Genomic DNA, 13,094 nt, shown 5'->3' on the forward strand with positions numbered 1-13,094 from the left:
TGCCGGAAATCGCTCCGGTCTTGTGCGGTGTGACGGTTGTTCCGCCGCCAAGGTAGGAGACTTCCGCTTGACATGTCCATACTTTGTCATCGGTGTGTTCAAAGTTCCCGGGCGCCGGGGAGGGCCCCTGCTCCTGACGCACGGCCGGAGCCGGACGCCCGCGGTCAGCGGCCCCGGCGCACCCGGGCCGCCGCGCGGGCCTCCGCGGCCTTGCGCGCCTCGGCGGCCTTGCGCGATCCCTTCGCGGGGCGGCCCGGGCGGGTGCCCATCCCGCGGAACGGCGCGTTGCCGCCCTCCTTGCCGGACCCCGACGGCGGGCGCCTGGCGCCGGTGAGGTCCGTCAGCTTCTGCTCCCCCGAGCGCACCGGCGTCACCGTCGGCCGGATCCCGGCCTCGGACGTCGTCCGGTTCAGGTCGCGCCGCTCCTCGGGGGTGACGAGCGTGACCACCGTCCCCGCCCGGCCGGCGCGCGCCGTGCGCCCGCCGCGGTGCAGGTACTCCTTGGCACCGGCCGGCGGGTCGACGTTGACGACGAGATCGAGGTCGTCGACGTGGATGCCCCGCGCCGCGACGTCGGTGGCCACCAGCACGGAGACCTCGCCCTCAGCGAACCTCGCGAGGGTGTGGGTGCGCTGCGGCTGCGACTTCCCGCTGTGCAGGGCGCCCGCACGCACCCCGGCGGCGCGCAGATGCCGGGTGAAGCGGTCGACCCCGGCCCTGGTGTCGAGGAACATCAGCACCCGGCCCTCGCGGGCGGCGATCTCGGTCGCGGTCGCGTACTTGTCGGCGGGGTGGACCACCAGCACGTGGTGCTCCATCGCCGTCACCGAGGCCGACGCCGGATCGACCGACGCGAGCACCGGGTCGTGGAGGCGCTCCCGCACCAGCTGGTCGACGTCGTGGTCGAGGGTGGCCGAGAACAGCAGCCGCTGCCCGTCGGAGGGCACCTGGTCGAGGATGCCGGAGACCTGGGGCAGGAACCCCATGTCGCACATCTGGTCCGCCTCGTCCAGCACCGTGATCCGCACCTGGTCCAGCCGGCAGTCCCGGCGGGCCACCAGATCGGCCAGGCGTCCGGGCGTCGCGACCACCACCTCGGCGCCGTCGCGCAGCGCCTGGGCCTGCCGGTTGACCGACAGCCCGCCCACGACCGTCGTCAGGCGCAGGTCCAGCGCCCGCGCGTACGGCGTCAGCGCGTCGCTCACCTGCTGGGCCAGTTCCCGGGTCGACACCAGGACGAGGGCGAGCGGACGCCTCGCGTCCGCGCGCCGGCCGGCGGTCCTGGCGAGCAGGGCGAGCCCGAAGGCCAGTGTCTTGCCCGATCCGGTGCGTGCCCGGCCCAGCACGTCCCGCCCGGCCAGCGCGTCGGGCAGGGTCGCCGCCTGGATCGGGAAGGGTTCCCTCACCCCGAGGCCGGTCATCGTCTCCACCAGCGCCGGCGGCAGCCCGAGGGCGTCGAAGGAAGGGGTCGGCTGCGCGTTCATGGGGGGACCTTTCTGATCAGGCGCCCGGAAACGCGCCCGGGTCCGTACCCCTCGGTACGGACCCGGGCGCCTCAAAGCGTGGGCCCATCCTACCCGCGGACGCGCCGCCCCCGGCCGGGTGCGCGAAGCGCCCTCCCGCCGGCTCAGCCCGCCCGTCCCGCATCCGGCGGTGAGTCGCGCCGGGCCGCCAGGACACGGCGTCGGCTCCACACGAGCAGGGCGAACAGCACCAGGCCGGAGACGATCAGGCTCGCCCCCGCGGCCCAGCCGGAGTACGGCACCTCGGGAACGAGGCCCCACACCACCCCGGCGGTGAGGAGGCACAGCCCCACCAGCACCGAACCGGCGGTCCGCCATCCGGAGGAGACGCTCTCCTGCGCCGCACGCATCGCCCGGACGCGGACCGGGGCGACGAACCGGTCCAGGGCGGGAACGGCCCGCGCGAGCAGCGCCACCCCGGCGAAGACGAGCAGCAGGCCCGGACCGGGCAGCACCAGCAGCGCGACGCCGACCAGCAGCAGGACGGCCCCGAGCACGCCCAGGGCGGTCCGCCGGATCGAGTCGACACCCAGCGCCATGGCGCCCCACTCTCCTGCGGTCGCGAAGACCTCCGGTTCCGTCGGCCCGCCCCACCTTAGGCAGCGATCGGCGCACGGGCGATTTCGGCGACGAGCCGCCGACCGGCGCCCCGCGCCGCGCGGGCGGGCCGGTCCGTCCCGTCCTGTCCCCAATGCCCGCTGTCGGGCGGGCAGTTGCAGGCACGCCCCATCGACGCGCGCGGACTTGGCTGCTAGACCTGCACCACCCGTACCACCTGCACCCGCCGTTCAAGGAGGAGCATGTGAGACCCCGTCGCGCGGTCGTCCGGACCGCTTCGGCGCTCGTCGCCGCCCTCGCCCTGACCGCCGGACTCGGCGGTCCCGCCGTCGCGGCCGGCGAGACGGAGGCCGGGCCGGCCACCACCGGGACCGGACCCGTCACGCACGAGGAGAACGACCGCGTCCCCGAGGGCTCGGTCTGGACCCAGCACTACTTCCCGTCCTCCGACCGCTCCGGCACCCGCCTCCACGCCGACGTCCTGCTCCCCGAGGGACTCGGGCGCAAGGAGAAGGTGCCGGTCATCCTGTCGATCGGCCCCTACTTCGCCCACGCGGGCCAGACCGGACCCGAGGGCTGGACCCGCACCGGCCCCTCCGCCCGGTTCCAGGACTTCATCGAGGGCACCGACCTGTTCGACCGGGGCTACGCCTTCGTCATGGTGGACCTGCGCGGCTTCGGCGGCTCCACCGGCTGCCTGGACTGGGGCGGACCGGGCGAGCAGGCCGACGTGAAGGCCGCGATCGACTGGGCCGCGAAGCAGCCGTGGTCCACCGGCGCCGTGGGCATGTACGGCAAGTCGTACGACGCCGTCACGGGCCTCATCGGCAACAACCTGGACCAGCGCGCGCTCAAGGCCGTCGTCGCCCAGGAACCCGTGTGGGACATGTACCAGTACATCTACTCCAACGGCGTGCCCCGCCCGAACGTGACCGGCACCGCCGGTGCCTACAACTCCATCGCCACGATGCCCCCGATGGCGGACGACGACCCCGAGTACCAGGCCGCGGCCCGCTACGAGGACAGCCACCCGGAGTGCCTGACGGAGAACTCGGCCGGCTACCGGATATCCGACCAGCGGGACGAGCACTGGACCTCACGCGACCTGGCGAGGATGGCCAAGGGGAGCGACACCCCGCTCTTCGTGACGCAGGGCTTCATCGAGAACAACACCAAGCCCGAGGAGATGCAGGAGTACCTCGACAACCACCGGGGCCCCGAGCGCGGCTGGCTCGGCCAGTGGGACCACGTGCGCGGCGGCGACCGCGTCGGGGACGGACGCCTGGCCATGGGCCGCGAGGGCTGGTACGAGGAGACCCTCTCCTTCTACGACCAGTACCTGAAGGGCATCAGGCCGACGGTGCGCTACCCGGCCTACGCCGTCGAGGACTCCACCGGTGCCTGGCGGGCCCAGCGCACCTGGCCGGTCACCGAGCGGTCGGTCACCGTCCCGCTCGGCGGCGGCTCCTACGTGGACGACGGCGGCGCCTCCGCCCGCGCGGCGCTGACCGCGTCCGGCCGCCCGGCTCCGAAGGCGCCGCAGCCGGCCGGGAAGTGGGACATGGAGAACGCGCCCGCCACCGAGCAGCCGGCCCCGGCCGGGCTGGCCGCGGAACTGGCGAGGCGTCAGCACGCCGGTGAGGTCGCCTCCAGCTTCTTCGTCTGGTCGAAGCCGCTGCGCGAGGACACCCGCGTCACCGGCACCCCGCAGGTGTCCCTGACCGCCCGCGGCGAGGGCAACGTCATGCTCAAGCTGTACGACGTCGCCCCCGACGGCACCGCCGTCATGTTCGACGAGCAGGTCTCCCTGGTGAAGTCCGGCCGGATGAGCGTCGATCTGAAGGCGACCGACTGGACCCTCGCCGCCGGGCACGTCCTCGCCGTGGAGATCGGGTCCATCCAGACCGGCTCCTGGCGCGACACGCCGTCCGGCGAGACCGTCCAGGTCAGGGGCGCCCAGCTGCGGCTCGCCCTGGACGACCCGGCCGACGACGTCGCCACCCCCGGCGACCGGTCGCCGTACCTGGACACGTACCTGCGCCAGTACACGGTGGACCTGCCGGCCGGCCCCGGCACATTCTCGGTGGTTCCGGGCGGCCGGGCGTGACAAGCTGTGCTCCTGTTGTCCGAGCCCAGGAGGTCGTCATGACGGAAGAGTCTTCAGCGCAGGCAGGTTCGGAACCGGCACAGGAGGAGGGCTCCGCCCTGACGCCCGACGCCGACGGTCAGTACGACCTGAAGGACAAGTTCCGCCAGGCCCTGGAGCGCAAGCGCGGCAAACAGGCGGAGGCCGCGGCCCAGGCCGCGCATGCCGACACGGCGAAGATCCGCGGCGCGCACGGTCCCGCCGCCAGTCAGCGCTCGTTCCGGCGCAAGAGCGGCTGAGGCCGCGCACGCACGAGCGCGCCGCGCGGGGCCCGGCCGTGGCAGCACGGCCGGGCCCCGCCCGTCTCCCCTGCGCGCCGGGGGAGTTCAGGGGCGTGCGGTCAGATAGCCGCCCATGGAGGTGAAGTACTCCGTCGCGGCCAGCTCCCGCCCGTCCTCCGTGCGTACGCGCGTGAGGGCGAGGCCGTGGTTGCGTCCCCGGCGGGCGTCGGCCCCGGCGACGATCACCACGCCCTCGCCCTCGCGGTAGAAGATCCGGCCGGGCGTACCGCCGTAGCGCCCCTCGGAGACCACGGCGGCGAGGACTTCGAGCCGCCTGCCCCGGTGGAAGGTGAAGGCGCTGGGGTAGGGCTCCGACTGGGCCCGGACCAGGCGCTCCAGGTCCTCGGCGGGCCAGTTCCAGTCGATGCGGATGTCCTCCTCGGACCGCTTGTGGAAGAAACTCGCCCGGGAGCGGTCCTGTTTGGTGAACTCCGTCTGCCCGGCAGCGATGAGTCCGAGGGCGCCGACGGTGACCGGGGCGATGAGGTCCACGGTCTTGTGGAACAGGTCGGTGGCGGTGTCGGTGGGGCCCACCGGCACGGCCTCCTGCCGGACGATGTCGCCGGCGTCCAGCTCGTCGTTCATCATGTGCGCGGTGACGCCCACCTCCGGCTCGCCGTTGATCAGCGCCCAGATCAGCGGGGAGAACCCGGCGTACTTCGGCAGCAGGGAGTCGTGCACGTTGAGCGTGCCGTGGCGCGGCAGATTGAAGATGCGCGGGGGGATCCAGGTGCGCCAGTTGTTGGCCACGATGATGTCCGGGTCGGCGGCCCTGAGGCGCTCGAACAGCTCGTCGTCGTCCGGCCGGTTGCGGATCAGGACCGGGACGCCGTGCTCCTCGGCGAGGTCGGCGACGGAGTCGCTCCAGATCTTCTCGTACGCGTGATCGCTTCTGGGATGCGTCACCACCAGGACCACGTCGTGTTCGGACTCCAGCAGGGCGCGCAGGGTGCGGTGCCCCCAGGTCTGGTAACCGAACATGACGACCCGCATGGGCGTTCCTCCTCGACACAGGGGACCGGACCCGGGCAGTTAAGCAAGGCTTACCTTAGTGCGCAACACCCCCGTGTCGTACCCAAGTTGGCCGGAAACGCCCCCCGCGCCGCCCTATCGACAGTCGCACCTCATTAGCTTAGGCTCACCTAAGTTTCCGGCGCATGAGGGGAGTGACATGTCACAGGTTCATCCTGGTGACACCACGCTGGTCCACGACCTCATTGGAATCGGCTTCGGGCCGTCCAATGTCGCCATGGCGATCGCGATCCGCGAACACAACGCACGGGCCGGCGGGCAGGAGGCGTTCGACGCCCGCTTCTTCGAGCAGCAACCACGCTTCGGCTGGCACCGCGGCATGCTGATCGACGACGCGACCATGCAGGTGTCCTTCCTCAAGGACCTGGTGACCCTGCGGAATCCGGCCAGCGAATACAGCTTCCTGTGCTATTTGCAGAGCAAGGGACGGCTGATCGACTTCATCAACCACAAGAACCTCTTCCCGCTGCGGGTCGAGTTCCACGACTACTTCGAGTGGGCCGCGGCCAAGGTCGACGACCTGGTCTCCTACGGCCACGAGGTCGTCGGAGTCGCACCCGTCGCGCGGGACGGAGCCGTGGACCACCTGGAGGTGACGGTCCGTTCGGGGGAGGGGCTGGAGATCCACCGGGCGCGCAACCTCGTCATCGGCACCGGGCTGCGCCCCCTCGTCCCGGACGGCGTGGAGCGCGGCGAGCGGGTCTGGCACAACTCCGAACTGCTCTCCCGGGTCGACGCGTTGGAAGGCACCTCGCCTTCCCGGTTCATCGTCGTCGGCGCCGGGCAGAGCGCCGCCGAGAACGTCGCCTACCTGCACCGCCGCTTCCCCCGGGCGGAGGTCTGCGCGGTCTTCGCCCGCTACGGCTACAGCCCCGCCGACGACAGCGCGTTCGCCAACCGGATCTTCGACCCGGCGGCGGTGGACGAATACTTCACCGCGCCCGGCAGCGTCAAGCGCCGGCTGATGGACTACCACGGCAACACCAACTACTCGGTGGTGGACATCGACCTGATCGACGACCTGTACCGGCAGATGTACCGGGAGAAGGTCCTCGGCACCGAGCGGCTGCGCTTCCTCAACGTCTCCCGGCTCAGCGAGGTCAAGGAGACGCCGGACCGGGTGCGCGCCACCGTGACCTCCCTGGTCACCGGCGAGGAGACCGCCCTGGACGCGGACGTCCTGGTCCTCGCCACCGGCTACGGCCCGGCCGACCCCCTCGGCCTGCTCGGCGAGGCCGCCGACCGCTGCCTGCGCGACGACGAGGGCAGGGTGCGCGTCGAGCGGGACTACCGCGTCGCCACCGATCCCGCCCTGCGCTGCGGCATCTACCTCCAGGGCGGCACCGAGCACACCCACGGCATCACGTCGTCGCTGCTCTCCAACACCGCCGTCCGGGTCGGCGAGATCCTCGAATCCCTCCTCGACCGGGGCCTCAAGTCCGCGTCCGACGAGGCCCGTACGGTCGCCGACGGGACCGGCACCGGCGCGCGTTAGTGTACGACGCCATGACCACGACTGCCGTCCAGCGCCCCGCGCCCGCGCCGAGGGGCACAACAGGGGCCCGGGGACGCCGCGTTGCCGGACTGGGCCTGCTCGCGGCGCTCCTCGTGGTCGCGGCGGCGGCGTCGCTGGCCGTGGGCGCGCGTGCGCTCAGTCCCGCCGAGGTCTGGCACGGGCTGTTCGCGGCGCCCGAGCCCGACCAGCGGCTCACCGAGATCCGGCTCATCGTGCAGACCGTGCGGGTCCCCCGCACGGTGCTCGCGGTCGTGGCCGGCGTCGCGCTGGGCGTCGGCGGGGCCCTGATCCAGGGGTACACGCGCAACCCCATCGCCGACACGGGGCTGCTGGGGGTGAACTCCGGCGCCTCGTTCGCCGTGGTGTCGGGGATCGCCGCCTTCGGGTTCACCAGCCCGTTCCAGTACGTCTGGTTCGGCTTCGCGGGTGCGGCGGTCGCCGGTGCCGTCGTCTTCGGGCTGTCGAGCATCGGCCGGGGCGCGGGCAACCCCTTGACGCTCGCGCTGGCCGGACAGGGCGTCACGGTGTTCCTCGCCGCGATGACCACGGCGGTCGCGCTGACGGACAAGGCCTCGCTGAACGCGCTGCGGTTCTGGAACGCGGGCTCGCTGACCGGTGTCGGGTTCGACGTCATCGGGCCCGTGTCCGTCTTCGTCGCCGCCGGGCTGCTGCTGGCGCTGACGACGCTGCCGTCCGTCAACCTGCTCAACCTCGGCGACGACGTCGCGCGGGGGCTCGGTGTGCACATCGCGCGGACCCGCACCGTCGGCGTCGTCGCCATCACGCTGCTGGCCGGGGCGGCGACGGCGGCCTGCGGCCCCATCGCCTTCCTCGGGCTCATGGTGGCCCACGTGGCCCGGTACCTCACCGGCCCGGACTACCGCTGGCTGGTGCCGTACGCCGGTCTGCTCGGGGCCGTCGTGCTGCTGGTCTGCGACATCGTGGGGCGCCTGGTCGTGCGGCCGGGGGAACTGGACGCCGGAGTCGTCGTCTCGCTGCTGGGCGCGCCGTTCTTCGCCGTCCTGGTGTGGCGCGGAAAGTTCAAGAACGCGTGAACGGGGCGGACATGAAGGCGGACGGGGCGCAAGCGGCAGGGGACGTGAAGGCGCGGGCGCGGGCGTCCGTGGCGCCCGGGGTGCGGTTCGGCGGCATGTCGTTCGTCTGGCGGCCCTGGGTCGCGGGCGTCACGCTGCTCCTGGCGGTGGCGGGCTTCCTGCTGTTCTGCCTGTCCATCGGCGTCGGGGACTTCCCCATCGCCCTGCCCCGGGTCGTCGCCACCGTCTTCGGCGGGGGCGAGCAGGTCGACCAGTTCGTGATCATGGACCTGCGGATGCCCCGTGCCCTCGCCGGGCTCGTCGTGGGCGTCGCGCTCGGCGTCTCCGGCGCCCTCACCCAGTCGATCGCCCGCAACCCGCTGGCCAGCCCGGACGTCCTCGGCATCACCAGTGGTGCCGGGGCCGTCGCGGTGTTCCTGGTGACCGTCTCGGGCGGTGCCGCGACGGCCGTGACCGACGCCGTGGGCCTGTCGGCGGCGGCGCTCGCGGGCGGGCTCGGCACCGGTCTGCTGGTGTACTTCATGGCGTGGCGCCGGGGCATCGACGGCTTCCGGCTCATCCTCATCGGCATCTCGGTCAACGCCGTGATGCAGGCGCTCACCACCTGGCTGCTGGTCACCGCCGACATCAGGGACGTGGCCCGGGCCCAGGCGTGGCTGGTCGGCTCCCTGGACGGCCGGTCGTGGGACGAGGTCCGCGTCGCCCTGTGGTGCACGCTCGCCCTGCTGGCCGTCGTCGCCTGCGTCGCCTTCCAGTTCAAACCGCTGCACTTCGGCGACGAGGTCGCCGCGGGGCTCGGCGTCCGGTACGGGGCGGTGCGCGCGGTGCTGCTGCTGTGCGCGGTCCTGCTGGCCGGCGTGGCGGTGAGCGCGGCGGGACCGGTGCCGTTCGTCGCGCTGGTGGCGCCGCAGGTGGCGATGCGGCTGGCGCGGTGTCCGACGCCGCCGCTGGTCGCCTCGGGCCTGGTGGGCGCGGTGCTGCTGACCGGTTCGGACCTCCTCGCGCGCACCGCGCTGCCCGTCTCGCTGCCGGTCGGCGTGGTCACCGCGGCGATCGGCGGACCCTTCCTCGTCCATCTCCTGGTGCGGGCGAACCGCAGATAGCTGGTACAAAGTAAGGCGAGCCTAATCGAGGGGGCCCTGTGGTCGTTCAGTCCATCACCGCCACCGGAACGGGAGTTGACGGCGCCGCACGGCTGGCGGCCCGCGGCGTCAGCGTCGGGTACGGCACCCGGTCCGTCATCGACGGCCTCGACGTGGCGATCCCGCCCGGCGTGATCACCACCATCATCGGGCCGAACGGCTGCGGCAAGTCGACCCTGCTGCGCACCTTGTCGCGGCTGCTCAGGCCGACCGGCGGCACGGTCGTGCTGGACGGCGAGGACATCGCCGCGCTCAGGACCCGCGACGTGGCGAAGAAGCTCGGCCTGCTGCCCCAGGCACCCGTGGCGCCCGAGGGACTGACGGTGTCCGACCTGGTCGCCCGGGGCCGCCATCCGCACCAGAGCTGGCTGCGGCAGTGGTCGTCGGACGACGCCGACGTCGTACGACGCGCGCTGGCCATGACCGGTGTGGCCGACCTCGCGGACCGCCCGGTCGACTCGCTGTCCGGCGGGCAGCGCCAGCGGGTCTGGATCTCGATGACCCTGGCCCAGGGCACCGACCTGCTCCTGCTGGACGAGCCGACCACCTACCTGGACCTGGCGCACGCGGTCGACGTGCTCGACCTCGTCGACGACCTGCACGAGTCCGGGCGCACCGTGGTCATGGTGCTGCACGACCTGAATCTGGCCACGCGCTACAGCGACAACCTCGTCGTCATGCGGGAGGGCGCGGTCCTGGCCCAGGGGCACCCGCGCGACGTGATCACGGCCGACCTGCTGCACGAGGCGTTCGGGCTGCGGGCCAAGGTGATCGACGACCCGGTCGGGGACCGTCCGCTGATCGTGCCGATCGGTCGCACGCACGTCGAACTCGACCGAAGGGAACCGGAGTTGTCGCGGTGAGGATAGGCTAACCTCACATGGGTGGCGGGCTCCCCGCCCTCGGACGGGCGCAGTGGACGGCGCGACAGCAAAGGGATCTCCGGATGCTCCTCAGAACGACGCGTATGAAGCCCTGGCGACGACTCGCGGCGGCCCTGTCCGCCGCCGCACTCGGCGTCGGACTCCTCGCGGGATGCGGTTCCGACTCCGACGACGCGAAGGACCGGGCCGGCGACGGCACCCCGGCCGCCGCCGGCGCCTTCCCGGTCACCGTGGAGCACGCGTTCGGAACGACGAAGGTCGAGAAGGCGCCCGAGCGGGTCGTCACCGTCGGCTACACCGACGACCAGACCGTCCTGGCCTTCGGCATCAAGCCCGTCGGCATGGTCGACCAGTACCCGAACCCGGCCGGCCAGAGCCCCGACGTCAACACCCAGTGGCCCTGGGTGAAGGACAAGTGGGGCGACACCGAGCCCGAGGTCGTCATGAAGAACGGCGACTCCGGGCCCAACTACGAGAAGATCGCCGCCCTGCGCCCCGACCTGATCGTCGCGGTCTACTCCGAGATCGACCGGGCCGCCTACGACAAGCTCTCCAGGATCGCGCCCACGGTGGCCCGCACCAAGGGCGAGAAGGAGCCGTTCAGCGCGCCCTGGCAGGACAACGCGCTGCACATCGCCAAGGCGCTCGGCAAGGCCGGGGAGGGCGAGGAGAGGGTGGCCGGCATCCAGGGCAAGCTGGACGCCGCCAAGCAGGCCCACCCCGAGTTCGCGGACCAGACCGCGGTCGTCCTGTCCTGGTACAAGGACTCCGTGGCGCCCTTCACCTCGACCGACGTACGCGGACGGCTCGTGACCGGCATCGGCTTCGCGTACCAGACCGAGATCGACAAGGTCGCCGGCGGTGACTTCTACACCACGCTCTCGCCCGAGCGCGTCGACCTGGTCGACGTCGACCGCGTCTTCGTCGTCAACGACAAGGCCGATCAGGACGCGCTGAAGAAGTTCGAACTCTTCACCAACCTGGACGCCGTCAAGAACGGCAAGGTGTCGTACCTGCTGGACAGCGAGGGCCCGGCGGTCGGCGCGGCCATCTCCCAGGGCACCCTGCTGTCCATGCCGTACGCCGTCGACGAACTCGTCAAGGCGGCCGGGCAGGGGTGACCGTCACCGACACGCGCGTCGCCGCCGCCCCGGCCGTCCTGCGCACCGCGACCGGCCGCGAGGCCGGCCGCTGGGTCGCGGCCCACTGCCGCGAGGTGCCGTGGCTGACCGCCGCCACGGTCCTCGGCACGGTGGCCGGAGCGGCGCTCCAGGTGCTCCCGGTGCTGCTGCTCGGCCGCGTGGTCGACGCGGTGGCCGCGGGCGAGTCGCAGTCGGTCCTGGTCGTGACCGGGGCCCTGATGGTCGCCGCCGCGCTGCTCGGCGCGGCGGCGACCGCCGTGTCCACCTACCTGGTCGGACGGCTGGGCGCCGATCTGCTCGCCCGGCTGCGGGAGGGCGCCGTCCGCGCGGTGCTCGGCATGCCCAGCGCACGCGTCGAGCAGGTCGGGCGCGGCGACGTGCTGTCCCGGGTCGGCGACGACGTCGCCGTGATCTCCTCGGGCATCCGCACGGCCGTCCCCACCGTGTTCTCCGCGGGCGTCCTCGTCGCCATCGCCACGGCCGGCATGTTCGGCCTCGACTGGCGGCTCGGACTCGCGGGCGCCGGGGCCCTGCCCGCGTACGCGCTGGCGCTGCGCTGGTACCTGCCGAGGTCCGCGCCGCTGTACCGCAAACAGCGGGTGGCCCAGGCCGACCGCGCGCAGGCCCTCATCAGCGGGCTGAACGGCATCGACACGGTCCGGGCCTACCGGCTCGAGGAGTCCTTCCGCGAGCGGGTCGACCGGGAGTCCTGGCGGGTGCGCGACCTCGGCATCGAGGTGTTCCGTTTCTTCGGCCGCTTCGTCGGCCGGGAGAACCGCGCCGAGTTCATCGGACTCACCCTCATCATCGTGGTCGGGTACGCGCTGCTGGAGGCGGACGCGGCCACCCTGGGCGAGGTGGCGGCGGCCCCGCTGCTGTTCCACCGGCTGTTCACCCCGCTGGGCGCCATCATGTTCACCTTCGACGAGGCGCAGAAGTCCGGCGCGAGCCTGACCCGCCTGGTCGGCGTGCTGGGGGAGGACGCGGCAGACCGGCTGGTGGGCGACGCCTCCGCCCCGGCGTCGGCCGGACCGTACCCGGTGACGGTGCGCGGACTGACGTTCACCTACCCGGGGGCCGCCGAACCGGTCCTCAGGGACGTCGACCTGACGATCCCGGCGGGAGGCTCGCTCGCCCTGGTGGGGGCGACGGGCGCGGGCAAGACCACCCTGGCCGCGCTGGTCGCGGGCATCGGGACCCCGCAGGCGGGATCGGTGTGCGTCGGGCCGGCCGATCTGGCGGACCTGGACGAGGCCGGGGCGCGGGCCCTGGTGAGCATCCTGACCCAGGAGACCCACGTGTTCTCCGGACCGCTCGCCGAGGACCTGCGGCTGGCCGCGCCGGAGGCGACCGACGCCGAACTCCTGGACGCGCTGCGCACCGTCGGTGCGGCCGGGTGGGTCGAGGCCCTGCCCGACGGACTGGCCACCCCGGTCGGGGAGGGCGGTGAACGCCTGGACGGGACCAAGGTCGCGCAGATCGCGCTGGCGCGGCTGGTGCTGGGCCGGGCGCCGGTGGTGGTGCTCGACGAATCGACCGCGGAGGCCGGCAGCGAGGGCGCCGCCGAGCTGGAACGGGCCGTGCTGGCCGCCTGCGCGGGCCGCACCACGCTGTTCGTGGCGCACCGCCTGACCCAGGCGGTGGCGGCGGACCGGATCGCCGTCCTGGACGCCGGACGGGTGGTCGAGGAGGGCACGCACGAGGAGTTGGTGGCCCTGGGCGGCCGCTACGCACGGCTGTGGCGGGCCTGGCGGGAGGGCGGCCGGGCGGGGTAGTTAGGCATGCCTTAGTTAGGCTAGCCTGCCTTCATTCCTT

General features: G+C 72.8%; 11 protein-coding genes. 8 read left to right on the forward strand and 3 right to left on the reverse strand.

Going from position 1 to position 13,094, the window contains the following annotated elements; translation table 11 throughout:
- Window positions 1–164: 164 nt before the first annotated feature.
- Window positions 165–1,484: a DEAD/DEAH box helicase gene (locus Sdi02f_RS05485; protein ID WP_108932777.1), complete on the reverse strand. Its 1,320-nt coding sequence runs from the start codon at window positions 1,482–1,484 to the stop codon at window positions 165–167.
- Window positions 1,485–1,627: 143 nt separating this feature from the next.
- Window positions 1,628–2,062: a PGPGW domain-containing protein gene (locus tag Sdi02f_RS05490; protein WP_108932778.1), complete on the reverse strand. Its 435-nt coding sequence runs from the start codon at window positions 2,060–2,062 to the stop codon at window positions 1,628–1,630.
- A gap of 263 nt (window positions 2,063–2,325) precedes the next feature.
- Here Sdi02f_RS05490 and Sdi02f_RS05495 point away from each other — a divergent pair, with 263 nt between their 5' ends.
- Window positions 2,326–4,188 carry a CocE/NonD family hydrolase gene (locus Sdi02f_RS05495; RefSeq protein ID WP_031083998.1) on the forward strand — a complete coding sequence of 621 codons (1,863 nt, stop codon included), beginning with the start codon at window positions 2,326–2,328 and terminating at the stop codon, window positions 4,186–4,188.
- Window positions 4,189–4,226: 38 nt separating this feature from the next.
- Window positions 4,227–4,466 (forward strand): DUF5302 domain-containing protein, encoded by a 240-nt coding sequence (locus tag Sdi02f_RS05500; protein ID WP_030401301.1) that lies wholly within the window; start codon window positions 4,227–4,229, stop codon window positions 4,464–4,466.
- Between the two features lie 87 nt (window positions 4,467–4,553).
- Here the strand turns inward: Sdi02f_RS05500 and Sdi02f_RS05505 are convergent, their stop codons facing one another.
- Complete coding sequence (locus tag Sdi02f_RS05505) at window positions 4,554–5,501, reverse strand: methionyl-tRNA formyltransferase (RefSeq protein ID WP_030401300.1); 948 nt, start codon at window positions 5,499–5,501, stop codon at window positions 4,554–4,556.
- Window positions 5,502–5,679: 178 nt separating this feature from the next.
- Between Sdi02f_RS05505 and Sdi02f_RS05510 the strand changes: the two genes are divergently transcribed.
- The 6 genes from Sdi02f_RS05510 to Sdi02f_RS05535 all read left to right on the forward strand — a co-directional run bounded on the left by Sdi02f_RS05510 (window position 5,680) and on the right by Sdi02f_RS05535 (window position 13,054).
- Window positions 5,680–7,035 carry a lysine N(6)-hydroxylase/L-ornithine N(5)-oxygenase family protein gene (locus tag Sdi02f_RS05510; RefSeq protein WP_030401299.1) on the forward strand — a complete coding sequence of 452 codons (1,356 nt, stop codon included), beginning with the start codon at window positions 5,680–5,682 and terminating at the stop codon, window positions 7,033–7,035.
- Between the two features lie 11 nt (window positions 7,036–7,046).
- Window positions 7,047–8,111 carry a FecCD family ABC transporter permease gene (locus Sdi02f_RS05515; RefSeq protein WP_030401298.1) on the forward strand — a complete coding sequence of 355 codons (1,065 nt, stop codon included), beginning with the start codon at window positions 7,047–7,049 and terminating at the stop codon, window positions 8,109–8,111.
- An 11-nt stretch (window positions 8,112–8,122) separates the two neighbouring features.
- On the forward strand, window positions 8,123–9,214 hold the full coding sequence (locus Sdi02f_RS05520; protein ID WP_174843313.1) for a FecCD family ABC transporter permease: 1,092 nt from the start codon (window positions 8,123–8,125) through the stop codon (window positions 9,212–9,214).
- 38 nt (window positions 9,215–9,252) lie between these two features.
- Window positions 9,253–10,116, forward strand: coding sequence for an ABC transporter ATP-binding protein (locus Sdi02f_RS05525; protein WP_030401296.1), 864 nt, complete (start codon window positions 9,253–9,255; stop codon window positions 10,114–10,116).
- Between the two features lie 83 nt (window positions 10,117–10,199).
- Entirely contained in the window at window positions 10,200–11,258 is a 1,059-nt protein-coding gene (locus Sdi02f_RS05530; protein ID WP_030401295.1) for an iron-siderophore ABC transporter substrate-binding protein, read from the forward strand.
- A complete protein-coding gene (locus Sdi02f_RS05535) occupies window positions 11,255–13,054 on the forward strand; it encodes an ABC transporter ATP-binding protein (RefSeq protein WP_053639626.1) in 1,800 nt (599 codons plus the stop codon). The genes Sdi02f_RS05530 and Sdi02f_RS05535 overlap by 4 nt, the downstream gene beginning before the upstream one ends.
- The last annotated feature ends 40 nt before the right edge of the window (window positions 13,055–13,094 follow it).

Origin of the sequence: Streptomyces ardesiacus (assembly GCF_003112575.1) — a bacterium.
GTDB lineage: Bacteria > Actinomycetota > Actinomycetes > Streptomycetales > Streptomycetaceae > Streptomyces > Streptomyces ardesiacus.